The 26,157-nt window shown below is 67.0% G+C and carries 27 protein-coding genes and 1 tRNA gene; 7 read left to right on the top strand and 21 right to left on the bottom strand.

All coding sequences use genetic code 11. The features are described from left to right. Positions 1–47 precede the first annotated feature (47 nt). A complete protein-coding gene (gene gcvP / locus UYS_RS0207235) occupies positions 48–2,942 on the top strand; it encodes an aminomethyl-transferring glycine dehydrogenase (protein ID WP_016854839.1) in 2,895 nt (964 codons plus the stop codon). Positions 2,943–3,063: 121 nt separating this feature from the next. On the opposite strand, the gene UYS_RS0207230 is transcribed toward gcvP, so the two are convergent. Continuing rightward, positions 3,064–4,008 carry a LysR family transcriptional regulator gene (locus UYS_RS0207230; protein WP_016854838.1) on the bottom strand — a complete coding sequence of 315 codons (945 nt, stop codon included), beginning with the start codon at positions 4,006–4,008 and terminating at the stop codon, positions 3,064–3,066. A gap of 209 nt (positions 4,009–4,217) precedes the next feature. Here UYS_RS0207230 and ppnN point away from each other — a divergent pair, with 209 nt between their 5' ends. Continuing rightward, the gene (gene ppnN / locus UYS_RS0207225) at positions 4,218–5,579 is read left to right on the top strand and encodes a nucleotide 5'-monophosphate nucleosidase PpnN (RefSeq protein ID WP_016854837.1); all 1,362 of its coding nucleotides are present in this window, start codon (positions 4,218–4,220) and stop codon (positions 5,577–5,579) included. A gap of 74 nt (positions 5,580–5,653) precedes the next feature. Here the strand turns inward: ppnN and UYS_RS0207220 are convergent, their stop codons facing one another. Next, positions 5,654–6,022 carry a hypothetical protein gene (locus tag UYS_RS0207220; RefSeq protein WP_016854836.1) on the bottom strand — a complete coding sequence of 123 codons (369 nt, stop codon included), beginning with the start codon at positions 6,020–6,022 and terminating at the stop codon, positions 5,654–5,656. Then, a complete protein-coding gene (locus UYS_RS0207215) occupies positions 6,022–6,486 on the bottom strand; it encodes a flavodoxin (protein WP_016854835.1) in 465 nt (154 codons plus the stop codon). The genes UYS_RS0207220 and UYS_RS0207215 overlap by 1 nt, the downstream gene beginning before the upstream one ends. Before the next feature lie 132 nt (positions 6,487–6,618). On the opposite strand from UYS_RS0207215, the gene UYS_RS0207210 reads away from it, so the two are divergent. Further along, positions 6,619–6,825 carry a DUF2788 domain-containing protein gene (locus UYS_RS0207210; protein ID WP_016854834.1) on the top strand — a complete coding sequence of 69 codons (207 nt, stop codon included), beginning with the start codon at positions 6,619–6,621 and terminating at the stop codon, positions 6,823–6,825. Between the two features lie 77 nt (positions 6,826–6,902). On the opposite strand, the gene UYS_RS0207205 is transcribed toward UYS_RS0207210, so the two are convergent. The 9 genes from UYS_RS0207205 to UYS_RS0207165 form a co-directional block, all read right to left on the bottom strand. Then, positions 6,903–7,205, bottom strand: a complete 303-nt coding sequence (locus UYS_RS0207205; RefSeq protein ID WP_016854833.1) for an integration host factor subunit alpha — start codon at positions 7,203–7,205, stop codon at positions 6,903–6,905. 38 nt (positions 7,206–7,243) lie between these two features. After that, positions 7,244–9,625, bottom strand: a complete 2,382-nt coding sequence (gene pheT / locus UYS_RS0207200) for a phenylalanine--tRNA ligase subunit beta (RefSeq protein WP_016854832.1) — start codon at positions 9,623–9,625, stop codon at positions 7,244–7,246. Positions 9,626–9,658: 33 nt separating this feature from the next. Next, entirely contained in the window at positions 9,659–10,678 is a 1,020-nt protein-coding gene (gene pheS / locus UYS_RS0207195; protein WP_016854831.1) for a phenylalanine--tRNA ligase subunit alpha, read from the bottom strand. A 131-nt stretch (positions 10,679–10,809) separates the two neighbouring features. Then, positions 10,810–11,163, bottom strand: a complete 354-nt coding sequence (gene rplT / locus UYS_RS0207190; RefSeq protein ID WP_016854830.1) for a 50S ribosomal protein L20 — start codon at positions 11,161–11,163, stop codon at positions 10,810–10,812. A 36-nt stretch (positions 11,164–11,199) separates the two neighbouring features. Next, positions 11,200–11,394, bottom strand: coding sequence for a 50S ribosomal protein L35 (rpmI, locus tag UYS_RS0207185; protein ID WP_016854829.1), 195 nt, complete (start codon positions 11,392–11,394; stop codon positions 11,200–11,202). Between the two features lie 86 nt (positions 11,395–11,480). Next, positions 11,481–12,020: a translation initiation factor IF-3 gene (infC, locus tag UYS_RS0207180; RefSeq protein WP_083868096.1), complete on the bottom strand. Its 540-nt coding sequence runs from the start codon at positions 12,018–12,020 to the stop codon at positions 11,481–11,483. A 34-nt stretch (positions 12,021–12,054) separates the two neighbouring features. Next, positions 12,055–13,953 carry a threonine--tRNA ligase gene (thrS, locus tag UYS_RS0207175; protein WP_016854827.1) on the bottom strand — a complete coding sequence of 633 codons (1,899 nt, stop codon included), beginning with the start codon at positions 13,951–13,953 and terminating at the stop codon, positions 12,055–12,057. Positions 13,954–14,185: 232 nt separating this feature from the next. Continuing rightward, complete coding sequence (locus tag UYS_RS0207170) at positions 14,186–15,001, bottom strand: OmpA family protein (RefSeq protein ID WP_026068403.1); 816 nt, start codon at positions 14,999–15,001, stop codon at positions 14,186–14,188. Between the two features lie 279 nt (positions 15,002–15,280). Then, a complete protein-coding gene (locus tag UYS_RS0207165) occupies positions 15,281–15,748 on the bottom strand; it encodes a DUF2489 domain-containing protein (RefSeq protein ID WP_026068402.1) in 468 nt (155 codons plus the stop codon). Positions 15,749–15,847: 99 nt separating this feature from the next. Here UYS_RS0207165 and UYS_RS0207160 point away from each other — a divergent pair, with 99 nt between their 5' ends. Then, complete coding sequence (locus UYS_RS0207160) at positions 15,848–17,287, top strand: SLC13 family permease (protein WP_016854824.1); 1,440 nt, start codon at positions 15,848–15,850, stop codon at positions 17,285–17,287. Here UYS_RS0207160 and UYS_RS0207155 read toward each other — a convergent pair. The 3 genes from UYS_RS0207155 to UYS_RS0207145 are packed head-to-tail and all read right to left on the bottom strand — an operon-like array spanning position 17,260 to position 19,636. Next, positions 17,260–18,324 (bottom strand): COX15/CtaA family protein, encoded by a 1,065-nt coding sequence (locus UYS_RS0207155; RefSeq protein ID WP_016854823.1) that lies wholly within the window; start codon positions 18,322–18,324, stop codon positions 17,260–17,262. The two genes, UYS_RS0207160 and UYS_RS0207155, sit on opposite strands and share 28 nt — an antisense overlap. A 39-nt stretch (positions 18,325–18,363) precedes the next feature. After that, entirely contained in the window at positions 18,364–18,906 is a 543-nt protein-coding gene (locus UYS_RS0207150) for a hypothetical protein (protein WP_016854822.1), read from the bottom strand. Between the two features lie 4 nt (positions 18,907–18,910). After that, positions 18,911–19,636, bottom strand: a complete 726-nt coding sequence (locus tag UYS_RS0207145; protein WP_016854821.1) for an SURF1 family protein — start codon at positions 19,634–19,636, stop codon at positions 18,911–18,913. A gap of 10 nt (positions 19,637–19,646) precedes the next feature. Here UYS_RS0207145 and UYS_RS0207140 point away from each other — a divergent pair, with 10 nt between their 5' ends. After that, entirely contained in the window at positions 19,647–19,838 is a 192-nt protein-coding gene (locus UYS_RS0207140; protein WP_016854820.1) for a DUF2909 family protein, read from the top strand. Positions 19,839–19,873: 35 nt separating this feature from the next. Here the strand turns inward: UYS_RS0207140 and UYS_RS0207135 are convergent, their stop codons facing one another. The 4 genes from UYS_RS0207135 to UYS_RS17940 all read right to left on the bottom strand — a co-directional run bounded on the left by UYS_RS0207135 (position 19,874) and on the right by UYS_RS17940 (position 23,958). Then, positions 19,874–20,737 (bottom strand): cytochrome c oxidase subunit 3, encoded by an 864-nt coding sequence (locus UYS_RS0207135; protein ID WP_016854819.1) that lies wholly within the window; start codon positions 20,735–20,737, stop codon positions 19,874–19,876. 27 nt (positions 20,738–20,764) lie between these two features. Further along, a complete protein-coding gene (gene ctaD / locus UYS_RS0207130; RefSeq protein ID WP_016854818.1) occupies positions 20,765–22,396 on the bottom strand; it encodes a cytochrome c oxidase subunit I in 1,632 nt (543 codons plus the stop codon). A gap of 62 nt (positions 22,397–22,458) precedes the next feature. After that, complete coding sequence (coxB, locus tag UYS_RS0207125; RefSeq protein WP_040478127.1) at positions 22,459–23,577, bottom strand: cytochrome c oxidase subunit II; 1,119 nt, start codon at positions 23,575–23,577, stop codon at positions 22,459–22,461. Positions 23,578–23,706: 129 nt separating this feature from the next. Continuing rightward, on the bottom strand, positions 23,707–23,958 hold the full coding sequence (locus UYS_RS17940; protein WP_083868095.1) for a DUF2970 domain-containing protein: 252 nt from the start codon (positions 23,956–23,958) through the stop codon (positions 23,707–23,709). Positions 23,959–24,096: 138 nt separating this feature from the next. On the opposite strand from UYS_RS17940, the gene UYS_RS0207120 reads away from it, so the two are divergent. Continuing rightward, positions 24,097–24,447, top strand: a complete 351-nt coding sequence (locus UYS_RS0207120; RefSeq protein ID WP_016854816.1) for a hypothetical protein — start codon at positions 24,097–24,099, stop codon at positions 24,445–24,447. Between the two features lie 51 nt (positions 24,448–24,498). Here the strand turns inward: UYS_RS0207120 and UYS_RS0207115 are convergent, their stop codons facing one another. Both UYS_RS0207115 and UYS_RS0207110 read right to left on the bottom strand, forming a co-directional pair. Beyond that, positions 24,499–25,230: an LrgB family protein gene (locus UYS_RS0207115; protein ID WP_016854815.1), complete on the bottom strand. Its 732-nt coding sequence runs from the start codon at positions 25,228–25,230 to the stop codon at positions 24,499–24,501. Next, positions 25,227–25,589 (bottom strand): CidA/LrgA family protein, encoded by a 363-nt coding sequence (locus UYS_RS0207110; protein WP_016854814.1) that lies wholly within the window; start codon positions 25,587–25,589, stop codon positions 25,227–25,229. The genes UYS_RS0207115 and UYS_RS0207110 overlap by 4 nt, the downstream gene beginning before the upstream one ends. Positions 25,590–25,774: 185 nt before the next feature. Here UYS_RS0207110 and UYS_RS0207105 point away from each other — a divergent pair. Further along, positions 25,775–25,851 (top strand) — tRNA-Pro (locus UYS_RS0207105). The last annotated feature ends 306 nt before the right edge of the window (positions 25,852–26,157 follow it).

Genomic DNA, 26,157 nt, shown 5'->3' with positions numbered 1-26,157 from the left:
TTCCCTTTTCCCTGCCCGCATCGGGCGCGACCGCAATAGGGTATCCCATGGCTTTCGAACAACGCCGCCTGGCCGAACTGGCCAACCATGACGCCTTCCTCCGCCGCCACAACGGCCCGGAGGCCTCCGACGTGGCCACCATGCTGGACACTCTGGGCATGGACAGCCTGGACAGCCTGCTCGAGCGCACCCTCCCCGCCGGCATCCGCCTGGGGCGCGAGCTGGAGCTGGACCCGCCGCGCAGCGAAGCCGAAGCCCTGGACTACCTTCATCGCCTGGCCCGCCAGAATCGCGTGGCCAGGAGCTACATCGGGCAGGGTTACTACGACACCCATCTGCCGGCGGTCATCCAGCGCAACGTGCTGGAAAACCCGGGCTGGTACACCGCCTATACCCCCTATCAGCCGGAGATCTCCCAGGGTCGCCTGGAAGGCCTGCTGAACTTCCAGCAGATGGTCATGGACCTCACCGGCATGAGCCTGGCCAACGCCTCGCTGCTGGATGAGGCCACCGCCGCCGCCGAGGCCATGGCGCTGTGCCGTCGCGCCAACAAGAAGGCCAAGACCAACGCCTTCTTCGTCGCCGACGACGTCTTCCCGCAGACCCTCGACGTGGTGCGCACCCGCGCCCACTACTTCGACTTCGAGCTGATCGTCGCCCCGGCCGCGGAAGTGGCCGAGCACGACGTCTTCGGCGCCCTGCTGCAGTACCCGGGCGACGGCGGCCGCGTCCACGACCTGGCACCGCTGCTGGAAGCCGCCAAGGCCAAGGGCATCATGACCTGCGTGGCCGCCGACATCCTGTCGCTGGTGCTGCTCAAGGAACCGGGCGCCATGGGCGCCGACATGGTGGTCGGCTCCGCTCAGCGCTTCGGCGTTCCGATGGGCTTCGGCGGCCCGCATGCCGCCTTCTTCGCCACCACCGACAAGCTCAAGCGCTCGATCCCGGGCCGCATCATCGGCGTCTCCCAGGACAGCCGAGGCGAGACCGCACTGCGCATGGCCATGCAGACCCGCGAGCAGCATATCCGCCGCGAGAAGGCCACCTCCAACATCTGCACCGCCCAGGCGCTGCTGGCCAACATCGCCGGCTTCTATGCCGTCTATCACGGCGCCGAGGGCCTGCGCACCATCGCCGGCCGCGTGCATCGCCTGACCACCATCCTCGCAGAGGGCCTGGCCCGCGGCGGCGTGAGCCTGGCCCACGACAGCTGGTTCGACACCCTGCGCCTGACCGGCATCGACCCGCGCAGGATCCACGGCCGTGCCATGGCCCATGACGTCAACCTGCGCTACTTCGACAACGGCGACATCGGCGTCAGCCTCGACGAGACCACCACCGCCCACGATCTCGACCTGCTGTTCGACGTGCTGCTCGACGCCGAGCACGGCCAGTCCGTGGCCGCCCTCGACGCCGAGATCGTCGAGGCCGGCAAGAGCGGCATCCCGGCGGGCAGCGAGCGCGAGTCCGACTTCCTGACCCATCCGACCTTCCGCCGCTACCACAGCGAGACGGAGATGCTGCGCTACCTCAAGCGCCTGGAGAACAAGGACCTGTCGCTGGCCCACGCCATGATCCCGCTGGGCTCGTGTACCATGAAGCTCAACGCCACCAGCGAGATGATCCCCATCACCTGGCCGGAACTGGCGCGCATCCACCCCTTCGCGCCCAAGGACCAGGTGGCCGGCTACCAGCAGATCATCGACGAGCTGGCCGACTTCCTGGTGGAGATCACCGGCTACGACCACATCTCCATGCAGCCGAACTCCGGCGCCCAGGGCGAGTACGCCGGCCTGGTGGCGATCCGTCGCTATCAGCAGGCCGAAGGCCAGGGCCATCGCGACGTCTGCCTGATCCCGAGCTCCGCCCACGGCACCAATCCGGCGTCCGCGGCCATGGCCCACATGAAGGTCGTGGTGGTGGAGTGCGACGACGACGGCAACATCGATCTCGCCGATCTGCGTGACAAGGCCGAGCAGCACGCCGCGTCGCTATCGGCGATCATGCTCACCTACCCGTCCACCCACGGCGTGTTCGAGGAAGGCGTGCGCGAGGCCTGCGACATCGTCCACGCCCACGGCGGCCAGGTGTACATCGACGGCGCCAACATGAACGCCCAGGTGGGCCTGGCCCGCCCCGGCGACTTCGGCGGCGACGTCAGCCACCTGAACCTGCACAAGACCTTCTGCATCCCCCACGGCGGCGGCGGCCCGGGCATGGGCCCGATCGGCGTCAAGTCGCACCTGGCGCCCTACGTGTCCAACCATGTGGTGCGCCCGCTTGACGGCGTCGAGGCCGGCAGCGGCGCGGTGGCGGCGGCGCCCTTCGGCAGCGCCTCCATCCTTCCGATCTCCTGGGCCTACATCAAGATGATGGGCGCCCGCGGCCTGCGCGAGGCCACCGAGCTCGCCATCCTCGGCGCCAACTACATCGCCTCGCGCCTGGGCGAACACTATCCGGTGCTCTACAAGGGCGCCAACGGCACCGTGGCCCACGAGTGCATCATCGACATCCGCCCGCTCAAGGCCGACTCCGGCATCAGCGAGGAGGACATCGCCAAGCGCCTGATGGACTACGGCTTCCACGCCCCGACCATGTCCTTCCCGGTGCCCGGCACGCTGATGATCGAGCCCACGGAATCCGAGTCGCTGTACGAGCTCGACCGCTTCTGCGACGCCATGATCGCGATCCGCGAGGAAGTGGCCAGGGTCGAGGCCGGCGAATGGCCCGCCGACAACAACCCGCTGGTCAATGCGCCGCACACCATGGCCGACCTGATGGACGCCGGCTGGGAGCGCCCCTATTCCCGCGAGCTGGGCGCCTTCCCCTCCGAGGCGGTCAAGACGGCCAAGTACTGGCCGACCGTCAACCGTGTCGACAACGTACTCGGCGACCGCCAGCTGATCTGCTCCTGCCCGAGCATCGACGCCTATCGCGAGTGATCCCACACGGATGACCGCACGCGAAGCGCCCCGCCATTCGGCGGGGCGCTTGTCGTTTGCGGGGATGTCACATCAGGGGATGGGGCCGTCGATGGGAAACGGCGCCGCGTCGGCCGAGCGACTATCCGGCGCCCTCGCCCGGCACCTCACCGAGATCGGCAAGGCCGGGCTCGCCGTGTCCATAGCGTTCGTGATGGCGATGCTCGCGGAACGCCTCGAGCAGGCGGGTATAGCGCCGGGGCATGCGCATGCCGCGCCGGGTGACCAGGTAGAGCGTTTCCTGCACCGGGTGCGGCAGCGTCAGCTCGCGTACCTGGCGCTGCCAGGGTGAGGTCTCGAGCACCAGCCGCGACACCACGGTGAAGCCCAGCCCCCGTGCCACGGCGTCGAGCACCATGCTGGATTCGTTGGTAAAGCCCTGGCGCGGGAAGTGGCTCATCGAGCGGAACTCCCCGGGGAAGTTCTGGCGCAGCACGCCGCCGGCGCGATTGACCCCATCGGCATAGCCGATGAAGCCCAGCGCCATCAGGTCGGCAAGGCCGGTGCCGGTGAAGTCCGCCGGCACCACCAGGCACAGCGGCTCCTGATGCCAGGCCTCGCAGTCGATCTCGGGATGGCGAACCGCCTCGGTGACGATGCCGAGATCATGCCGGCCGGCCTGCACGTCCGTGACGATCTCGTGGTTGAAGGCGAAGCTGTAGCTCACCGTCAGCCCAGGATGCATCTGCTGCTGGCCGAGGATGAAGGGATAGAACATCAGCCCCACGCTGCCCGGCGAGGCGATGCGACATTCGCCGCTGTCGAGGCTCTCGTCGTCCAGCGAATGCCGGAACTGCTCGTGCTCGGCGAACAGCTTGAGCGCGTAGTCATAGGCCCGGCGGCCGGCCTCGGTCAGCGCGAAGCGCCGTCCCTGGCGGTCGAGCAGCGACTTGTCCAGATAGCGCTCCAGCTTGCGGATATGCTGGCTGACCCCGGGCTGTGTCATCTCCAGACGCTGGGCGGTCCGGGTGAAGCTGCCGGTCTCGACGAGGGTGATGAAGGTACGGAAATACAGGGCATTGAACATGGCGGAAGACATCTTGACCACAGGGACCGGACATCGACATTCTACCAGCTCGCCCGGAAGCGCGCAGCGCTGCGCCTTGCGCGGGGGCGTGTTAGCATCGAGGCAGGCGGCCGCGAGCCGCCCACCAGGCGCGATCCGACGCGCCGGCAAGCGAAGGCCAGGCACGATCGGACACCGCCGCTCCCTTTCCAGTGACACGGACGCGCTGCATGGCCAATACCATTTCCAGCATCATCTCCCCGGAAGGCAGCCTCGAGATCCTCTCTCAGCATGAGGTCAACCGGCTGCACGATACCTCCCGCAGCGGGCTTCATGGGCTCCTGCGCAGCTGCGCCCTGGCCGTGCTGAACTCCGGCAACCCGACCGACGACGGCCTGGCGCTGATGGAGACCTACTCCGATTTCGACATCGAGGTCATCCAGCAGGACCGCGGGGTTCGCCTCAAGCTGACCAATGCCCCGGCGGAGGCCTTCGTCGATGGCAAGATGATCCGCGGCATCCGCGAGCACCTCTCCTCGGTGCTGCGCGACATCGTCTACGTCTACAACGAGATCCAGACCCACCAGCGGTTCGACCTGACCACCGGCGAAGGCACCACCAACGCCGTCTTCCACATCCTGCGCAAGGCCGGCACCCTGCACCCCAGCCGCGACCCGAGCATGGTGGTGTGCTGGGGCGGTCACTCGATCTCCCGCGAGGAATACGACTACACCAAGCACGTCGGCTATCACCTGGGGCTGCGCGAGCTGGACATCTGCACCGGCTGCGGCCCCGGCGCCATGAAGGGGCCGATGAAGGGCGCCAACGTGGCCCACGCCAAGCAGCGCCGCACCGAGGGCCGCTACCTGGGCGTGTCCGAACCCGGCATCATCGCCGCCGAGGCGCCCAACCCCATCGTCAACGAACTGGTGGTGATGCCGGACATCGAGAAGCGCCTCGAGGCCTTCGTGCGCCTCGGCCACGGCATCATCGTGTTCCCCGGCGGGGTCGGCACCGCCGAGGAGATCCTCTACCTGCTCGGCATCCTGCTGCACCCGGACAACGCCGACATGGAGCTCCCGGTGATCCTCACCGGCCCCGCCGGTTCCGCCGACTACTTCAGGCGCATCGACGAGTTCCTGGTCTACACCCTCGGCGAATCCGTGCGCCGGCTCTACACCATCATCATCGACGACCCGATCGAGGTGGCGCGGACCATGCGCAAGGGCGTCGACGGCGTCGCCGAGTATCGCCGCCAGCGCCAGGACGCCTTCTACTACAACTGGCGCCTCACCGTGGCCCGCGACTTCCAGGCACCGTTCGACCCGACCCACGAGAGCATGGCCGGCCTGGCCCTGCATCGCGAGCAGCCGGTGCACGAGCTGGCCGCCAACCTGCGCCGGGCCTTCTCCGGCATCGTCGCCGGCAACGTCAAGGAACGCGGGATCCGGCTGATCGAGGCCCACGGCCCCTTCCGCCTCAACGCCGAGCCCGAACTGATGGCCAGGCTCGACGAGCTGCTGAACTCCTTCGTCGCCCAGGGCCGCATGAAGCTGGCCGGCGAATACAAGCCCTGCTACACGCTGAGCTGACCCCAGCGAAGCGTCCAACGAAAAGCCCCGCCGGCATCCGCCGGCGGGGCTCTTTCGTCTGACGTGGCAGGCGTTCAGTCTCGCAGCGGCCTGAGCCAGATGCCGAGCGCATGCAGCAGCAGCCCCAGGGTGGTGCCGTGGGAGGCCAGCAGCGCCCAGCCGCTCCAGCCGGCAACGAGCCCCTGCCAGACCGCCATCGCCACCAGCCCCACCACCAGGAAGACCACCAGACGGCGCAGCAGCGCCGGCAGCCTGGCGCGGGCCTCGGCGGCCAGCAGACGCCACTGGGCCAGCGCCACGCCGAGCACCGCGACGATGGCGAATGCCAACAGGATCAGGCGCGTCTGATGACCACCGATCAGATAGCGCGGCAGGGTCGCCGCCATCATCACCGCCAGCCCGACCAGAAGGCTGAGCCGCTCCGGGCTAGAGGTCGCGCCCATCAGGCCACCTTCAGCTGCTGGGTGGTGATCCACTCCTCGACCCAGGGAATCGCCGCGTCGTCGGCCATGAAGGTCTCCATGGCGTCGATCTCGAGGCGCTCGCCCAGCCGCGTGGCCCCCTGCCCCTGCAGCTGCTCGTCGAGGGAGCGGCCGGCGCCGCAGAAGGAGTCGACGTAGGAGCCGTCACCGAGCGCGATCATGCCGTAGCGCAGCTCGGTGAGCCCGGGGCTCTGGGCGTCCAGTTCGCGCACGAAGGGCACCAGGTTGCCCGGCACGTCGCCGCTGCCGGTGGTGGACACGCAGAACAGCGCCAGATCGGTGGGGGTATCGGTCAGATCGGCCAGGGTCGGCTGGTCGAAGATCTCGACCTCGTAGCCGGCGTCCTCGAACAGCGGCTGGACCTGCTCGGCCACATCCAGGGCACCGCCGTACATGGTGCCGACGAATATCTTGAGCTTGGGCATGTCGTGGATTTGCCTGAGAAATTTGATCGGATTTTAACACGGCCGCCGGCAAGGCCGCACCCTTGCGCCCCTGCGGGTCAGGGAGCCAGGCCGTATAATGACGCTCCCGTCACCCTCTCTCCGGGAGCCCTCATGACCCACACCTTCGAAGCCTGGATCACCCCCCTGATGATCGGCGGCCTGATGCTGTTCATGTGCTTCATCATCTGGGATCTGGCCAGACAGTCGAAGGCCGGGCGCTTCGGCACCCTGATGCTGTTCGTGGTGCTCGGCGCCGGCATGCTGGGCTACGTGCTCAAGGTGGTGATCACCTGGTGGCTGGAACGCGGCGCCCTCTAGCGGCCGTCCCGACAGGCACAAGAAAGCCGACGCCACCCCGGAGGGTGGCGTCGGCGTAGCGCATGAAGGAGGCGGGGTCAGCCCTCCTCGGGATGGTACTCCTCGACCTGCGTCTTGAGCTTCTGACCCGGCCGGAAGGTCACCACCCGCCGGGCGGAGATCGGAATCTCCTCGCCCGTCTTGGGGTTCCGGCCCGGCCGCTCGCTCTTGTCCCTGAGGTCGAAGTTCCCGAAGCCCGACAGCTTGACCTGCTCGTTCTCACGCAGGCAGGCGCGGATCTCCTCGAAGAAGGCTTCCACCATGGACTTGGCCTCACGCTTGGAGAGACCGAGGTCGGCGTGCAGATGTTCGGCCAGTTCGGCCTTGGTCAACGCCCCCATGTCGCTTCCCTCTCGCTGCTGGTCGAGCCCGGAATCCCTCATGCGCGAAGCTCGGCGCCCAGATGCAGCCGCGACTCCTCGACGATGGCATCGACCAAGTGGTTGATTTCCTCGTCATTTAGCGTGCGCGAAGGATGCTGCCAGGTCAAGCCCAGGGCGACGCTCTTGCGACCCTCGGCCACGCCCTTGCCCTGATAGACGTCGAACAGGCGCACATCCACCAGCCATTCGCCGGCCTGGGCGTGCACGGTGTCGAGCAGCGCCTGGACCGGACGCTCGGCGTCGACCAGGAAGGCCAGGTCGCGACGCACCTCGGGATAGCGCGACAGCGGCGCGAAGGCCGGCACCTGGCCCTGGGTCAGCGCCTCGAGGCGAACCTCGAACAGCACCGCATCGACCTTCAGCCCCAGCTCGGCGCGCACCGCCGGGTGCAGGGTGCCGATCCAGCCGGCCTCCTCGCCGCGGTACAGCACCCGCGCGCACTGGCCGGGATGCAAGGCCGGATGCTCGGCCGGCTCGAAGCGCCAGGCCTCGGGCTCGCCCCCCATGGCCAGCAGGGTCTCCAGGTCGCCCTTCAGATCGAAGAAGTCGACCTTGTCCTTGCCGCCGTTCCAGCCTTCCGGATCGCGGGCGCCGCAGACCAGGGCGCCGAGCATCGGCACCTGATGCAGGCCGTCCAGCTCGCCGCGGAATACCAGGCCGGTCTCGAACAGACGCACCCGTGTCTGCTGGCGATTGAGGTTGTGCTGCAGCGCACGCACCAGGCCCGGGAACAGGCTCGCCCGCATCACCGACAGGTCGCTGGAGATCGGGTTGGCCAGCGTCGGAGAGACGGCTTCCGGCAGCAGCGTGGACTGCAGCTCCGGCGCCACGAAGCTGTAGGTCACCGCCTCGAAGTAGCCGCGCGCGACCATCTGGTGGCGCAGGCGGGCCAGCGGCGTGCGGGCCTCGACATCGGGCTCGAGGCCCAGGCGGGCCTGGGGACGACGCACCGGCAGGCGGTTGTAGCCGTGGATGCGCGCCACTTCCTCGATCAGGTCTTCCTCGATGGCCAGATCGAAGCGCCAGCTCGGCATGCGCGCCTGCCAGCCCGCCTCTACGCTCTCGACCGCGAGGCCGAGGCGCTCGAGGATCTCGCCGACTTCCTCGCCGTCGAGCACCTTGTCCAGGGCCTGGTCCAGGCGCTCGCGACGCAGCAGCACCTCGCGGTCGCCGGGCAGGCGCTCCGCGTCGGCCACCTCGACCAGCGGGCCGGGCTCGCCGCCGACGATCTCCAGCAGCAGCGCGGTGGCGCGCTCGGCGGCCTCGCGGGCCAGCGCTGGGTCCACGCCGCGCTCGAAGCGGTGGGAGGCGTCGGTGTGCAGGCCATAGGAACGGGCCTGTCCGGCCACCGCCAGCGGCGAGAAGTGCGCCGACTCGAGGAAGATGTCGCGGGTCTCGGCGCCGACGCCGGAGTGTTCGCCGCCCATCACGCCGGCGATGGCCAGCGGGCCGCGCTCGTCGGCGATCACCAGGGTGCTGGCGCTCAGGGTGATCTCCTGGCCGTCGAGCAGCACCAGCCGCTCGCCCTCGCGGGCGCGACGCACCACCACGGCCTCGTTGAGGTTGGCGCGGTCGAAGGCATGCAGCGGCTGACCGAGCTCGAGCATCACGTAGTTGGTGACGTCGACCACCGGGTCGATGGCACGAATGCCGCTGCGACGCAGGCGCTCGACCATCCACAGCGGCGTCTCGGCGGTCGCGTCGACGCCCTTGATCACCCGGCCCAGGTAGCGCGGGCAGCAGTCGGCGTCCTCGACGCGCACCGGGAAGGTCTCGTCGTGGCTCGCCGCCACCGGCGCGATGGCCGGGCCTTCGACCGGCAGGCGGTTGAGCACGCCGACCTCACGGGCCATGCCCTTGACGCTCAGGCAGTCGCCGCGGTTGGGGGTCAGGTCGACCTCGATGGTGTGGTCGTCCAGGCCCAGGTAATCGCGCACGCCCTCGCCCACCGGCGCGTCGGCCGGCAGCACCAGGATGCCCGGCGAGGCGTCTTCCTCGAGACCGAGCTCGGAGGAGGCGCAGATCATGCCGCGTGATTCGACGCCGCGAAGCTTGGCCTTCTTGATCTTGAAGTCGCCGGGCAGCACCGCGCCGACCCGGGCGAAGGGCACCTTCTGGCCGACGTCGACGTTGGGCGCGCCGCACACGACCTGGACGCGCTCGCCGCTGCCGTCCTCGACCTGGCAGACGTTGAGCTTGTCGGCGTCGGGGTGCTGTTCGCGGGCGACGACCTCGGCCACCACCACGTCGGTGAACTCGGCCGCCACCGGTTCGATGGCATCGACCTCGAGGCCGGCCATGGTGACCTGGTCGGCCAGTGCCTGGGTCGCCAGCGCCGGGGAGACCCATTCACGCAGCCACTGTTCGGAAAATTTCATGTCAGTTCCTGTTTCCGCGTAGTCGGTGGTCGATCAGGCGAACTGCTTGAGGAAACGCAGGTCGTTGTCGAAGAACAGCCGCAGGTCGTTGACGCCGTAGCGCAGCATGGCCAGGCGCTCGGCACCCATGCCGAAGGCGAAGCCCTTGTAGCGCTCGCTGTCGATGCCGGCGTGGCGGAACACCTCGGGGTGCACCATGCCGCAGCCCATCACCTCGAGCCAGCCGGTGTGCGAGCACACGCGGCAGCCGTCGCCGCTGCACATCACGCACTCGATGTCGACCTCGGCGGAGGGCTCGGTGAACGGGAAGTAGGACGGGCGGAAACGGACCGAGAGGTCGTCACGCTCGAAGAAGGCGTGCAGGAAGTCCTCGACGGTGCCCTTGAGGTCGGAGAAGCGCACGTCCTCGTCGACCAGCAGCCCTTCCACCTGGTGGAACATCGGGGTGTGGGTCAGGTCCGAGTCGCTGCGATAGACGCGGCCCGGGCAGACGATGCGGATCGGCGGCTCCTGATCCTTCATGGTGCGCACCTGGACCGGCGAGGTATGGGTGCGCAGCAGCCGGGTGGCGTCGAAGTAGAAGGTATCGGCCATGCCCCGCGCCGGGTGATGGGCGGGAATGTTGAGGGCCTCGAAGTTGTGGTAGTCGTCCTCGATCTCCGGGCCGACCGCCACGTCGAAGCCGACGCGGGTGAACAGTCCCTCGATGCGCTCCAGGGTGCGGGTCACCGGGTGCAGGCCGCCGCTGGGCTGGCCGCGGCCGGGCAGGGTCACGTCGAGGCGCTCGGCGGCCAGACGCGCTTCCAGGTCGGCCTTCTCCAGGGCCTGGCGGCGAGCGTCGATCTCCTGCGACAGGGCCTGCTTGGCCTCGTTGATGCGCTCGCCGGCGGCCGGGCGCTCCTCGGGGGGCAGCTTGCCGAGTCCCTTGAGCAGCGCGGTGATCTCGCCCTTCTTGCCGAGGTAACGCACCCGCAGCTCGTCCAGGGCGGCCATGCTCTCGGCGGCCTGAACGGCGTCGCGGGCCTCGGCGACCAGAGTGGGAAGGTGGTCCATCCGTTGTGCTCCGATGTCTTGATCAGGGGGTCACATGCCAAAAAAACAGGGGAAGAGCGGCTGCTCTTCCCCTGCGACGATCCGTGGCATGGCGCGCCCACGGAGAGCCCACCATGCCATCACGAGATCACTTACTGGGCAGCCTTGGCCTTCTCGACGATAGCGGCAAAGGCAGCCTTTTCGTTGACGGCCAGATCGGCTAGGACCTTGCGGTCGATCTCGATGCCGGCCTTCTTCAGGCCACCGACGAAGCGGCTGTAGGACAGACCGTGCTGACGGGCACCGGCGTTGATGCGCTGGATCCACAGGGCGCGGAACTGACGCTTGCGCTGGCGACGGTCACGGTAGGCGTACTGACCGGCCTTGATGACGGCCTGCTTGGCAACGCGGAAGACGCGTGAACGGGCACCGTAGTAACCCTTGGCCTGGCTGAGAATCTTCTTGTGACGACGACGTGCGACGACACCACGCTTGACGCGAGTCATGGCTTACTCCTGACGTTTAAAATGGTCTACCAAGGATTACAGGTTCGGCAGCATGCGCTGCACGAGCTGCTTGTCGGCGTCGTGGATCTGCTTCATACCACGCAGCTGACGCTTACGCTTGGTGGACTTCTTGGTCAGGATGTGGCTGCGGAACGACTGCTTGTGCTTGAAGCCGTTGGCCGTCTTCTTGAAGCGCTTGGCAGCGCCGCTGTTGCTCTTGATTTTCGGCATGAGAATACACTCCGCTCGAGGTTTTTGAGAAAATCCGGGGCCAATGGCCGGCTAGACGCCGGCCATCCGTTTGACGGGCCGTCGGATCACTTCTTCTTGGGGGCAATGATCATGATCATCTGCCGCCCTTCCATCTTCGGGAAGGACTCCACGGTACCGAGATCTTCGAGATCGGCGGCGATCCGTTCCATCAGTTTACGACCGAGGTCCTGATGGGCCATTTCGCGTCCGCGGAAGCGCAGCGTGACCTTGCCCTTGTCGCCACCTTCGAGGAAACGCGTCAGGTTCTTCATCTTGACCTGATAGTCGCCCTCGTCGGTGCCAGGCCGGAATTTGACTTCCTTGACCTGAATCTGCTTCTGCTTCTTCTTCTGAGCCGCCTTCTGCTTCTTCTGCTCGAAGACGAACTTGCCGTAATCCATGATCTTGCAGACGATCGGATCGGCATTGGAAATCTGGACCAGGTCCATACCGGCGGATTCCGCGCGCTCCAGGGCATCGCGAGTCGGCATGACGCCGAGCTGCTCGCCGTCGCTGTCGATCAGGCGAACTTCGTCTACGGTAATCCGCTCGTTCATCGGGGGCCGCTTGTCCTGCGGACGCCCTCTGGGGTTGCTTCGCTTGATGGTTCCGTCTCCACTTCAGTCTTGGAAGATGTCGTTATAACCGTTCGGCCAGCACCTTGTCGATGAAGGTCTCCACCGTCATGGTGCCGAGATCTTCGCCGGTGCGGGTGCGCACGGCGATGGAATCGGCTTCGACTTCCTTATCTCCCACCACCAGGAGATAGGGGACCTTCTGCAACGTATGCTCGCGAATTTTAAAGCCGATCTTCTCGTTCCTCAAGTCCGCCTTGACGCGCATGCCGATTTTCTGCAAGCGGCGTTCGAGATTTTCGACGAAATCCCGCTGCGAATCGGTGATGTTGAGGATCACGGCCTGCTCCGGCGCGAGCCATAGCGGCATGGCCCCGGCGTAGTGCTCGATGAGGATGCCGAGGAAGCGCTCGAAGGAGCCCAGGATAGCACGATGCAGCATGACCGGCGTCTTGCGCTCGCCGTGCTCGTCGACGAACTGGGCGCCCAGGCGGCCCGGCAGGTTGAAGTCGAGCTGCAGGGTGCCACACTGCCAGACGCGGTTCAGGCAGTCACGCAGCGAGAACTCGATCTTGGGCCCGTAGAAGGCGCCCTCGCCCGGCTGGAGGTCCCAGTCCAGGCCGGTGCTGTTCAGCGCGGCCTCGAGCCCAGCCTCGGCGCGATCCCACAGCTCGGCTTCGCCCATGAAGTCATCCGGGCGGGTGGACAGCTTGAGCTCGACGTCCTCGAAGCCCAGCTCCTTGTAGACCTGCAGCGTCAGCGCGATGAAGGCCTCGGCCTCGGACTGGATCTGCCCCTCGGTGCAGAAGATGTGCGCGTCGTCCTGGGTGAAGCCGCGCACGCGCATCAGGCCGTGCAGCGAGCCGGAAGGCTCGTTGCGGTGGCAGCTGCCGAACTCGGCCAGGCGCAGCGGCAGATCACGGTAACTCTTCAGCCCCTGGTTGAACACCTGCACGTGGCAGGGGCAGTTCATCGGCTTGACCGCGTATTCGCGCTTCTCCGACTCGGTGGTGAACATCAGGTCGCTGTAGTGCCCCCAGTGACCGGACGCCTTCCACAGCGAGAGATCGACCACCTGGGGCGTCTTGATCTCCTGATAGCCGTGCTCGATCTGCACCCGGCGCATGTACTGTTCCAGCGCCTGGTACATGGTCCAGCCGTTGGGGTGCCAGAAGACCATGCCCGGGGCCTCTTCCTGCAGGTGGAAGAGATCCATCTTCTTGGCCAGCTTGCGGTGATCGCGCTTCTCGGCTTCCTCGAGGCGCTTGAGATAGGCCTTGAGCTGCTTCTTGTCGCCCCAGGCGGTGCCGTAGATGCGGGTCAGCATCGGGCGTTCGGCGTCGCCGCGCCAGTAGGCACCGGCCAGCTTGGTGAGCTTGAAGGCCTTGAGGTGGCGCGTGTTCGGCACGTGCGGGCCGCGGCACATGTCGGTGTATTCCTGGTGATGGTAGAGACGAATGGTCTCGCCATCGGGAATCTCGCGCACGATCTCCTGCTTGTAGGGCTCGTCGCGATGCAGGAAGGTCAGCATGGCCTTGTCGCGATCGACATACTCGCGCACCACGTCGTAGCCGGTGTCGATCAGCGCCTTCATGCGCTGCTCGATGGCCTCGAGGTCCTCGGGGGTCGCCGAGCGGCCGAAGTCGACGTCGTAGTAGAAGCCGTCGTCGATCACCGGCCCGATCGCCATCTTGGCGTCGGGATAGAGCTGCTTCACCGCATGGCCGATCAGGTGGGCGCAGGAGTGGCGAATGATCTCCAGGCCGGCCTCGTCACGCGCGGTGATGATGGCCACCTCGGCGTCATGGTCGATGACGTCCGCGGCGTCCACCAGCTCGCCGTCGATGCGGCCGGCCACGCAGGCCTTGGCCAGGCCGGTACCGATGCTCTCGGCCACCTGCATCACGGTGAGCGGTTCGTCGTAAGTTCTCTGGCTGCCGTCCGGCAGGGTCACGATGGGCATGATGAAGAAGTTCCTTGTGCGCAGTGGTGATCCATACCAGGGATCACATGCCGCCAGAAGAAGAATGGTCGTCGGAAGCGCTTACGAAAGCGCGCCTAGCCTAGCAGACGGCGCCGGCACGAGGCCATGCCGTCGCGGCGAAACATGCCGCCACAACGAAAAGAGGCGCCCGAAGGCGCCTCTTTCACTCGCGAGATGCCCCGGCTGGCCGGGGCAAGGGCTCAGTCGGAGATCACTCCCACTCGCCCAGCTCGACGCGACGGTTCTCGGCACGGCCGGCGTCGGTCTCGTTGCTGGCGACCGGCTGGGCTTCGCCGTAACCGATGGTACGCATGCGGTTACGCTCGACACCCTGGGAGGCCAGGTAGTCGGCCACGGAGTCGGCACGACGCTGGGACAGGTCTTCGTTGTAGCTGTCGCTACCCACGGCGTCGGTGTGGCCTTCGATGCGAACGCGGACGTTCTCGTTGGCCACCAGCTTGTCGGCGACGTCGTCGAGGATGCTCTCGGCACCCATGGTCAGGGTCGCGGAGTCGAACTCGAAGTTGACGTCACGCAGCACCAGGTCCTCGACGCAGCCCAGGGCGTTGACCTCGGCACCGGCCGGGGTACCCGGGCACTGATCCTGGTAATCCGGCACGCCGTCGTTGTCGGAGTCCAGCGGGCAGCCCACGGCATCGACGGCCACGCCGGCCGGGGTACCCGGGCACTGGTCGTTGGCGTCGATCACGCCATCGCCGTCGGTGTCTTGGGGAGCCGGCTCGGCCTTCTTGTTGGGCTCGGCACACAGCAGGGCACCGATGGTGGCGCCGGCGGTACCGCCAACGGCTGCACCGGTGTCCTCGTCGGACTCGCTGGAGGAGGCATAGCCGATGCCGCTGCCGATCAGGCCACCGGCCAGACCGCAAACCGCCGGATGCTGGTACCAGGCACGATCGGAAGAGGCGCTATCGCCCATGCCGGAGGATTGAGAGGCCGAGCTCGCGCAGCCGGAGAGGCCGACGACGAGAGCGGAACCGAGCAGCAAACCAGTCGTTGATTTTTTCATGTAAGACTCCTTCTTCACACAAATCCGAATGGACGTCTCGGGGACGCCATTCGTGAGGTCCGATGGTGTTAGCCAGCGGCGGCGAACAGCGTTCGCCTACACCGATCAAGAAAGCACGAAAATGTGATTTAAGCCAGCAAGCACCGCAGGATGGCACCGGCGTCCTTCCACATATCAGCCATCTACGATACCTGTACAAGGTTGCCGGAGGTGATCGTCAGATGCAATCGCTGTCTGCCCGATCGCTCTTCCACGCGGACGGAGCCCAGTACCTCATCATCAGTGCAGGGACGCCGGCCATTCACGACGGAATCGCAGCACCGCGCCCGCCGCCTCGATCACGGCGTCGCGCATTTCGTCTTCCACGGCCAGGCGCTCACGATCCTCCTGAAAACGCGCCTTCGGCGTCAGCGCCTGACGCGCGGAGTGCGTATGCAGGTGGCGAGTGCGACCATGCACCTCGCCGAAGGCACGAAATTCGGGGCGCTCGACCAGGCTCGGGTCGAGAATGTCGAGCAGCGTCTTGCAGCGCCAGGCGCCTTCGGTGATGTCGACCTGCTCCTGCTGCAGGGCCGAGGCCACCAGCTCCAGGTTCTCCAGGCAGTTCTGATGGGCGCGACGCAGCTCCTCCTCGCGGAAGGCCTTGCGGCGGCGCACCTCGCGCCACAGCGTCACGGCATAGGCCGCCAGGCCGGCCACGATAGCCAGGGCAATGCCCAGCAGGATCAACGCGGTAGTAAGGGACATTCAGGCTCCCGAAGACATCGAAGGGTAGGGACACGCATTTTATACTCTGCCCCGCAACGCCCCAATCCCCCTCAGGACCTTCACGGCAAGGAGCCATGCATGAGCGATTCGGAGAGTCATCCCACCACCGCGGCCCGCATCGGGCTGTTACTCGGCCCGCTGTGGCTGCTGATGACGCTGACGCTGCCGCCGCCCGGCGGCATGAGCGAGAGCGCCTGGGCCTGCGCCGGACTGGCCCTGCTGATGGCGACCTGGTGGTCGACCGAGGCGATCCCGATTCCCGCCACCTCGCTGGTGCCGCTGGTGCTGATCCCGGCACTGGGCCTCGGCGACATCAAGCAGGTCGCCACGAGCTACGCCAACCCGATCATCTATCTGTTCCTGGGCGGTTTCCTGCTCGGCATTGCCATGCAGCGCTGGAACCTGCACCGCCGCATCGCACTGCACGTGCTGCGCGTGGTCGGCCACGAGCCACGCCGCCAGATCGGCGGCTTCATGCTGGCCACCGGCTTTCTCAGCATGTGGGTCTCCAACACCGCCACGGCGATCATGATGCTGCCCATCGGCATGTCGGTGATCAGCCTGCTGGACGACAGCGATCCCGATGAGCTGGCCCGCTACGCCACCGCCCTGCTGCTGGCCATCGCCTATTCCGCCAGCATCGGCGGTATCGCCACCCTGATCGGCACACCGCCCAACGCTCTGCTGGCCGGCTACCTGGCCGACAGCCGCGGTATCGATCTCGGCTTCGCCCAGTGGATGCTGGTCGGTCTGCCGGTCAGCGTGACGATGATGATCTGCGCCTGGTGGTGGCTGACACGCCGCCGCTTTCATCTGGCGGGCGGCGACGACAGTGCCGACATGGTACGCCGCGAACTGGCGTCGCTCGGCCGCAGCAGCGCCGCCGAGCGCCGCGTCGGCCTGATCTTCCTGCTGGCCGCCCTCGCCTGGGTGTGTCGTCCGCTGCTCAACCAGGCCGGCCTCGACTGGCTGTCGGACACCGGCATCGCCATCGCCGCCGGCATCGCGCTGTTTTTGGTGCCCTCGGGTGACGGCAGCGGCGAGCGCTTGATGACCTGGGACGCGGCCCAGTCGCTCCCCTGGGGCATCCTGCTGCTGTTCGGCGGCGGCCTGACCCTGGCCGGCGCCATCAGCCGGTCGGGACTCGCCGAATGGATCGCCCAGCGACTCGAGATCTTCGGCGCCTTCCCGCTGCTGGCCCTGATCGGCGTGGTGGTGCTGGTGATCATCTTCCTCACCGAGGTGACCTCCAACACCGCCACCGCGGCGGCGTTCCTGCCGCTGCTCGGGGCGCTGGCCGTGTCGCTGGATATCTCGCCGCTGCTGATCACCGTGCCCGCGGCCATCGCCGCCAGCTGCGCCTTCATGATGCCGGTGGCCACACCACCCAACGCCATCGTGTTCGCCACCGGCCATCTGCGTATCCGCTCGATGATCCGCGCCGGCTTCGCCCTCAACCTGATCGGCACCCTGCTGGTCAGCCTGCTGGCCTATCCGCTGGTGACGCTGTTCTGGTAAGCCGAGGGAGCGCTGGCCGACGCCACCTGCGGCACCGGCCAGCGCCATCGCCACCCCGCCAGCAACAGGCTGACCACCAGACACAGGGCTCCCGCCGTGTGCAGCAGCGCCAGCCACAGCGGCAGCCACATAAGCACGTTGGCCACGCCCAGTGCCGCCTGGGCCAGGCCGGTGCCCACCGCCAGCGCCAGCCAGGGGCGCATCGCGCGATCGCGGCCATGACGCCAGCCCAGCACCAGCAGGCACGCCAGCAGCGCCGCGCCGCCGAGACGATGCCCCACCTGGATGGCGCTGCGCGCCTCGGCGTGCAGCTGGCCATAGAGATAGCTGGGCCCCACCGCCTGAGTCAGATGGAAGCCCTCGCCCCAGTCCAGCGCCTCGACCCAGCGCCCGTTGCAGGTGGGAAAGCCCTGGCAGGCAATGCCGGCATAATTGCTCGAGGTCCAGCCGCCCAGCGCCAGCTGCAGCACCAGGGCCAGCAGCGTCGCCCGCCACAGCGGTGTCAGGCGCCGTGGCCGCATCACCGCAGGAGCCCCGAACGCCAGCCGGCGCAGCCGCAGGTGCAGCCACAGGAACATCGCCATCACCGACAGCCCGCCGAGCAGGTGCAGAGTCACCACCTGCGGCCACAGCTTGAAGGTCACGGTAAGGGCACCGAAGGCGCCCTGCACCGCCAGCGTGACCAGCAACCCCAGGGTCAGCCGCCAGGGATAGTCGTCACGACCGCGACGCAGGCGCAGACCGCGTGCCGCCAGCAGCAGCGCCACGGCGATCAGCCCCGCCGCCAGATACCGATGCAGCATTTCCATCCAGGCCTTGGTCGCCTCGAGCGGCCAATGGGGGCTATGCGCCAGGGCCCGCTCGGCATCGGGCACCAGCGGCGCACCGTAGCAGCCCGGCCAGTCGGGACAGCCGAGTCCCGCATCCATCAGCCGGGTCGCTGCCCCGACCAGCACCACCAGGGCGCAGAGCCCGGTACCGGCCAGGCTGAGCCGCATCACGCTTCGCCATGCCGGAGACGCCTGGAAGAGTCGCATCGCCTTCCTCCTTTCTCGCTGACCGCTCGCTCACCGCCATCACTCGGGCTGGAGACGCGCCATGGGCGGTTCGGGATTGCGCTCGAGCAGCAGCTCGACGTCCTCGAGCACCCTTGCCGTCTCGATGTCCGGGGCATAGGCCAGCACCGCGCGGCCGTCGGGGTCGAACACCCACAGCCGGCCCGGCGAGCGCCAGGATGCCGCTTCCGTCCAGCTGGCCGCCGAGGCGCCGGGCAGCGTCTCGCCGCTGCCGCCGAGGCGCAGCCGGCTGATGCGATGGGCGTCTCGTCCCAGCGCCCGATGCAGTCGCCACCAGCGATCGGCCTGGGCGTCGCACGACGCCGGACAGTCGAAGGCCAGCACCCAGTCGTCGGCGCCCTGCCTGGCCATGCCGTCGAGCGGCCAGGCCTCGAGCGGCGGCAGGTCCGGCGTCAGCTGGCCGTGGGCGGTGCGGCCCTCGGGAATGCCCAGCCGCCACTCGACCATGCCCCAGGCCACCGCCATGGGCAGCAGGAACACCGCAAACAGCGCCAGCAGCTTGAGTCGCGACGAGACGGGAGACACGCGGGCGTCGGCGGGCATCGGCTTACTCCTCTTGGGCGGGCGTGGAGAGAGATGAAGGGGCGCGATCTCGCACCAGGCGTCGGCCTCCCAGCCACATGACCGTCAGCGCGGCGAGCGCCAGACCCCACCATTGGAAGGCATAGGCCCGGTGACGCTCCGGCGGCAGCACCGCGGGCGTCCACCAGGACTCGAGGTGGCCGGGGCCTTGTTCCAGATGCAGCCAGCCGGCATGGGCGAAGCCCTCCAGCGCCGGCCAGGCGGAGAGCGTGATACGCTGCAGTCGCCGACCCTCGCGATTCGGCCCGAACAGCGGTGCGCTGTCGCCGGCGGCCTGCCAGCGTCCGCTGAGCGTCACCGAGCCCTCGGGCGTGGCCACCGACGGCGTCTCCCGGCGGGTACCGGTAGCCAGGAAGCCGCGCTGCACCAGCCACAGTCGCCCCTCCTCGTCACGCAGCGGTGTGAGGGCGGCCACGCCAAGACGGTTGCCATGGGTGCGATTGTCGAGAAACAGCGTCTCTGCGCCGAGGTACTCGCCGCGCAATGTCAGCCGGGCGCCGTCCGGCGGCGCTGCGACGGGTGCCTCCAGCCGCGGCGCCGTCTCGTAGCGCAGCAGCAGCTCGCGCTTGTCGGCGGCCCGCTGCCACTGCCATAGTCCCAGTGCCAGCCCGAGCGCGACGACCAGGCTCCAGCACAGGATCCAGAGCCCCAGCCGACGGCCGTTCCCGCCACGCGCGACGGCGTCTTTCACGGAGTGTGAGATGCTACTCAAGACCCTGATCGCCCTCGTTTTCCTGGCCATGGTGGCGAGCCTCGTCGCCGGCGCCGGGTTTCTGATCAAGGACGGCGGCCGCTCGCGGCGCGTCCTCGTCTCCCTCAAGCTGCGCGTCACCCTGGCGACGCTGCTGCTGGCCCTGCTCTTCTACGGCTTCCATGTCGGCCGCCTCGGCTGACGCACTCGGCGCGAATGTGCTCGGAGCACACGCACTCAGAACACATAGACGAAGGTGAACAACCCGATCCACACCACGTCGACGAAGTGCCAGTACCAGGCCGCGGCCTCGAAGCCGAAGTGATCGTCACGGCTGAAGTGGCCGCGCACCACCCGCGCCAGGATGGTGATCAGGATGATGGTGCCGATGATCACGTGCAGGCCATGGAAGCCGGTCATCAGGAAGAAGGTGGCGCCGTAGATGCCGGCCTGCAGGGTGAGACCGTAGTGGGCGTAAGCCTCGTAGTATTCGACGCCCTGGACGACGATGAAACACAGCCCAAGCAGCACGGTGCCGGCCAGCCAGTGTCGCGCCGTGGTGCGATAGCCCTCCTTGAGCGCTTCGTGAGCCACCGTCAGGGTGATGCTGGAACCGACCAGGATCAGGGTATTCACCAGTGGCAACTGCCAGGGCGACAGCACATCACGGGGCCCTTCGATGCCCTCGCCCGGCGGCTCGAGCAGCGGCCAGGAGGCGGTGAAGTCGGGCCACAGCAGGGCCGCCACGCCCTTGGCGCCCTCCCCGTCCAGCCACGGCAGCGCGAAGGTGCGCACATAGAACAGCGTGCCGAAGAAGGCTGCGAAGAACATCACCTCCGAGAAGATGAACCAGCCCATGCCCCAGCGGAAGGAGCGGTCCATCTGGGCATCGTAGAGTCCACCGCGCGACTCATGGATGACGTCCCGGAACCACAGCGTCATCACCGCCAGCACGGCCAGCAGGCCGACCACCATCACCGGCATGCCGACCACCCCGAAGACCAGCAGCGTGCCGGTGCCGACCATCATCGCCCCCAGCGCCAGCGACGCCAGCACCGGCCACTTGCTGGAAGGGGGAACGTAGTAGCTTCCACCGCTCATGTGCGATCTCCTCCGCCGAGAGACGGCTCAGTGCTGCCGGGGCACGAACTCCGGCGGCGTCTCGAAGGTGTGCAGGGGCGCCGGGCTCGGCACCGTCCACTCCAGGTCCTCGGCGCCATCCCAGGCACGGGCCGGCGCCTTCTCGCCGCCGCGCACGCACATCACCACCACCACCACGAACAGCAGCTGGGACAGCCCGAACAGGAAGGCGCCGATGCTGGTGATCATGTTGAAGTCGGCGAACTGCAGCGCGTAGTCGGGGATCCGTCTCGGCATGCCGGCCAACCCGGCGAAATGCATGGGGAAGAAGGTCAGATTGACGCCGATCACCGAGAGCCAGAAGTGCCACTGGGACAGTCGCAGGTGCGGGTAGTGGCCGGTCCACTTGGGCAGCCAGTAATAGACGCCGGCCATGATCGCGAACACCGCGCCGGGCACCAGCACGTAGTGGAAATGCGCGACCACGAAGTAGGTGTCGTGGTACTGGAAGTCCGCCGGCGAGATGGCCAGCATCAGCCCGGAGAAGCCGCCGATGGTGAACAGCACCACGAAGGCCAGGGCGAACAGCATCGGCGGCTCGAAGGTGATGGAGCCGCGAAACAGCGTGGTCACCCAGTTGAAGACCTTCACCCCGGTCGGCACCGCGATCAGCATGGTGCTGTACATGAAGAACAGCTCGGCCACCAGCGGCAGGCCCACCGTGAACATGTGATGCGCCCAGACCAAAAACGACAGGATGGCGATGGACGCCGTCGCGTAGACCATGGAGGCGTAGCCGAACAGCGGCTTGCGCGCGAAGGTCGGGATGATCACCGAGACGATGCCGAAGGCCGGGAGGATCATGATGTAGACCTCCGGATGGCCGAAGAACCAGAAAAGATGCTGGAACAGCACCGGGTCGCCGCCGCCGGCGGCGTTGAAGAAGCTGGTGCCGAAGTTGATGTCCATCAGCATCATGGTGATCACCCCGGCCAGCACCGGCATCACCGCGATCAGCAGGAAGGCGGTGATCAGCCAGGTCCACACGAACAGCGGCATGTCCATCAGCCGCATGCCCGGCGCCCGCAGGTTGAGAATGGTGGCGATGATGTTGATCGCCCCGAGGATCGAACTGATGCCGGCCAGGTGCAGCGAGAGAATGAAGAAGGTGGTGGACGGTGGCGAATAGGTGGTGGACAGCGGCGCGTAGGACGTCCAACCGAAGTTGGGCGCCCCGCCGGGCATGAAGAAGGTCGACAGCAGCAGCGTGAAGGCCACCGGCAGCAGCCAGAAGCTGAAGTTGTTGAGCCGGGGCAGCGCCATGTCCGGTGCCCCGATCTGCAGCGGCACCATCCAGTTGGCGAGCCCGACGAAGGCCGGCATCACCGCGCCGAAGATCATGATCAGCCCGTGCATGGTCGTCATCTGGTTGAAGAATTCGGGCTCGACCAGCTGCAGACCCGGCTGAAACAGCTCGGCGCGGACGACCATGGCGAACAGGCCACCGATGAAGAACATCGCCAGCGACAGCAGCATGTAGAGCGTGCCGATGTCCTTGTGGTTGGTGGTCAGCAGCCAGCGCTTGAGTCCACCCGGTGGCGAGTGCGGCTCGGCGGCCACCCCCGCGGAGGTGGGCTGGCTGTGCTGCGTGGTCGACTTGGGAGGCAGGTGCGAAGCCATCGTGGTTCCCCCTGGTTGGCGCCTCGGGGAGGCGCCCGTCGAAAGAAGGACCGCCAGCGTGCCTAGTCGGCGAGTCGCTCGGCGATCGCCGAGGGCTGGACAGTGTCGCCGGCCTCGTTGCCCCAGGCGTTGCGCTCGTAGGTAATCACGGCGGCGATCTCCGCCGGATCCAGCGTGTTGGCAAAGCCCGGCATGGCGCTGCCCGCAATGCCATCGATCACCGTCTCGATGTGCCGCTCGCGGTCATCCAGCAACGCCTGGTTGCCGGCCAGGGCCGGGAACACCGGCGGGTTGCCGCTGCCATCGGGCTGGTGACAGGAGGCGCAGATGGTGCCGTAGACCTGCTCGCCACGCGCCATCAGCTCGTCCATGGCCCACTCCCTATCGAGCCCCATGGCGGCCTCGGCGGCCTCGGCCTGGCGCTCGGCCAGCCAGGCATCGAAACGTTCGGGCTCCACCGCCTCGACGACGACCGGCATGAAACCGTGGTCGCGACCGCACAGCTCGGCGCACTGGCCGCGATAGATGCCCGGCTCGTTGATGCGCACCCAGTTCTCATTGACGAAACCCGGGATGGCATCCTGCTTGACGCCGAGTTCCGGCACCCACCAGGAATGGATCACATCGTCGGAGGTCAGCAGCAAGCGCACCTTGCGGTCGACCGGCAGCACCAGCGACCGGTCGACCTCGAGCAGGTAGTGCTCGCCCTTTTCCTGCTGGCCGGCGATCTGCTCGCGAGGGGTCGCCAGACTGGAGATGAAGGACACCTCTTCGCCACGATATTCATAGCGCCAGCGCCATTGCTGCCCGGTGATCATCACCTCCATATCGGCGTCGGAGGCGTCGTACATCGACTTGAGCGTCGCCGTGGCAGGGATCGCGATCACGACCAGAATCAGCAGCGGCACGATCGTCCAGATCACCTCGACCGTGGTGTGCTCATGAAAGGCCGATGGTTTGGCGCCACGGGAGCGGCGATAGCGGAAAAGCGAGTAGAAGAGTGCACCGAAGACCACGATGCCGATGACCACACAGATCCAGAAGATGGCCATGTGAAGGCCATGGATGTCCCGGCTGAGATCGGTGACGCCGACCGGCATGTTCCAGCCGCTGGCCAGGGCCCCCGACACCGGAACGCCCATGGCCGTTCCGCTCGCCGTCCATACGAGCCGCTTGCGCATCCGCATCGCCTCCTCCTGAACGTCGACGTGTATCCACCACGCCTGGATCGAGTATAGGACTCCGTTGTCGCATGACCCGCGGGCGCCATCTCCCGTACCCAACGCCCCCTTCAACGCAGTCCGGATTCCTCAGCGAGCCGCCAGCATCGCCACCAGGGCGATCAGAACCACCAGCACGATCGCCAGCACCACGCCCGCCACGATGAAGGGCCCCGCCCCGCCTCTGGAGAAATCCTCCTGGCGCCGCGCCTCCTTCTGAACCCCCGAAGAAGGCCGCCAGCACCGACGCGATGACCCGCCACATGAACATGCTCCCACTGACCGACTCACTCCTAGACCGTAGACCAGGGATCGCCGATATGCGCACTCCCTGACCTGCATCAGGGAAAAAAGGGAAAGCCCGCTCGGCGCACGCGAGGGCGCAGCGAGGGCGCAGCGAGGGCCTATACTACGGGGGTGACAGCGACGGCAGCGGATGGCGTTGCACCATCCTTCAGCGCACAGATCGGGAGGTTCGAGATGACCCAGTCAACGGGAGAGACCACCAGCGCCCTCCCTCCCGCCAGCGATGCCATGCTCCAATGGTGGACCCAGCAGCTGACGCAAGGCACGACGCCCCTGGCCCGGATGCAGTTCGCCTGGCTGGAGAGCCTGGCCGAGGCCATGCAGTTCGAGGCCGAGTGCCTGCGCGCGCTGGCGGAGAGCGGCGAGCGCATGGCCGGCTGCTACAGCGGCGAAGCGCATCCGCACGAGCTCCACGAGTGCTACCAGCGGCTCATGCAGGATGTCGCCCAGGTCCACTGGCAGCGGCTCGAGAAGGTCGCCGAGCTCTCAGAGGACTTCCGCCAGCGGATCTGGGAAGAGATCTGATCGGCCAGCGCGCGGAACTCCTTGCCCCCTGCGGCGCCCTCGCCTCGGCGATCAGCTCAGTCCCAGCAGATGCACCAGCGGCGGCAGCAGGAAGGCCGTCAACAGTCCCGTGATGCCCATCGCCAGCCCCGAGAAGGCACCGGCCACCGCGCCCAGCCGTGCAAACGACTGAGCCGTGCCGAAGCCATGGGCCGCCAGCCCCATGGCGAAACCCTGCACCGCGGGATCCTGGATACGCAGCAGCCGGAAGATGACCGGCCCCAGCGCGCAGCCGATAGCCCCGGTCAGCAACACCAGTCCCGCCGCCAGAGACGGAATGCCGCCGATCTGTTCGGCGATGCCCATGGCGATCGGTGACGTCACCGATCTCGGCGCCAGCGACATCAGCGTCTCGTGACGCGCCCCCAGCACCAGCGCCAGCCCCAGCGTGCTGGCCACGGCCGTCACGATGCCGGTCACACAGGCCAGCAGCAGCGGCACCAGCAGGCGCCGCACCCGTTCGCGGTGATCGTACAGCGGAATGGCCAGCGCCACCGTGGCCGGCCCCAGCAGGAAGTGGATGAACTGGGCGCCCTCGAAATAGGTGGCGTAATCCATGTCCAGCAGCAGCAGGCTGCCGATCAGCAGGGCAATCGCCAGCATCACGGGATGCAACAGCGGCGTGCCGCCCAGCATCTTGTTGATCCGCACCGCCAGAGTGAAGGCCACCAGCGTCAACAGTAGCGACAGCAGCGGATTGCCCGACAGGTAGACCCAAAGCTGGTCGAGGCGAGCGACGTTCATCGGCGGCCTCCCTGGCCCAGGCGGCCCTGAAGTCGCGACAGCACCCAGGCCGTGACGCCCAGCGTCAGCGCGGTGGAGACCACCAGCGTCACCAGGATCGGCAGAATGTCGCGGCCGATCAGCGCCCCGTGCACCATCACCCCGACGCCGGCCGGCACGAACAGCAGCGTCAGATAGCGCAGCAGCCCCTCGCCCGAGGCCCTCAGGCTATCCGGCACCTTGCCACGCACCAGCAGGGCCACCAGCAGGATCACCATGCCGATCACCGGCCCCGGGATCGGCACCGCCAGTCCCCTGGCCAGCAGTTCCCCCAACATCTGGCACGCCAGCAGCATGCTCATTCCCAAGATCAGCGGCATCGTCGTTCTCCCTATCCGTGTGCCCCTATTCTACTAAGCGGGGAGCACGACGGCAGTTCTCGACGGGGCTAGCCAACCTTTTGAAAAAAAGCGCAAAAAGGACTTTTCATTTGCGGGGGAGCGAGGTAATATACGCCTCGTTCTCGGGGGACACGCCCAACGGCAACAAGCCCAAAAGAGAACGTCGGAGCGTGGCGCAGCTTGGTAGCGCGTTGCAATGGGGTTGCAGAGGTCGCTGGTTCGAATCCAGTCGCTCCGACCAGAAATATCAAGATAAACCGCCACTTACGGGTCATTCCGGGTGGCGGTTTTTCGTTGTAGCTCTCGTGGGTTCCATATGGGTTCCATATGGGTTCCATACGAGAGCAACAACCAGCGACGAACAACTCTTTCCCTATCATTCCTTCGCCTGATCACTACTTTGAGCCGGCGGCCGCCTTCTCACCAATACCTCATACGCACCATCCTCCCCCTCCTACTTGGTAGACTTAGGGTGCTAAGCTCAGCGGTCAGCCACAGCCAGCCTATAGAAGCCGGCAACCGATCGCAGCGACACTCAGATTACGTA

The sequence above is a fragment of the Halomonas smyrnensis AAD6 genome, from assembly GCF_000265245.1.
In the GTDB taxonomy this organism is placed as follows: domain Bacteria; phylum Pseudomonadota; class Gammaproteobacteria; order Pseudomonadales; family Halomonadaceae; genus Halomonas; species Halomonas smyrnensis.
Note: the sequence above shows the minus strand (reverse complement) of the source record. Positions and strands in the feature narration are given on the sequence as shown.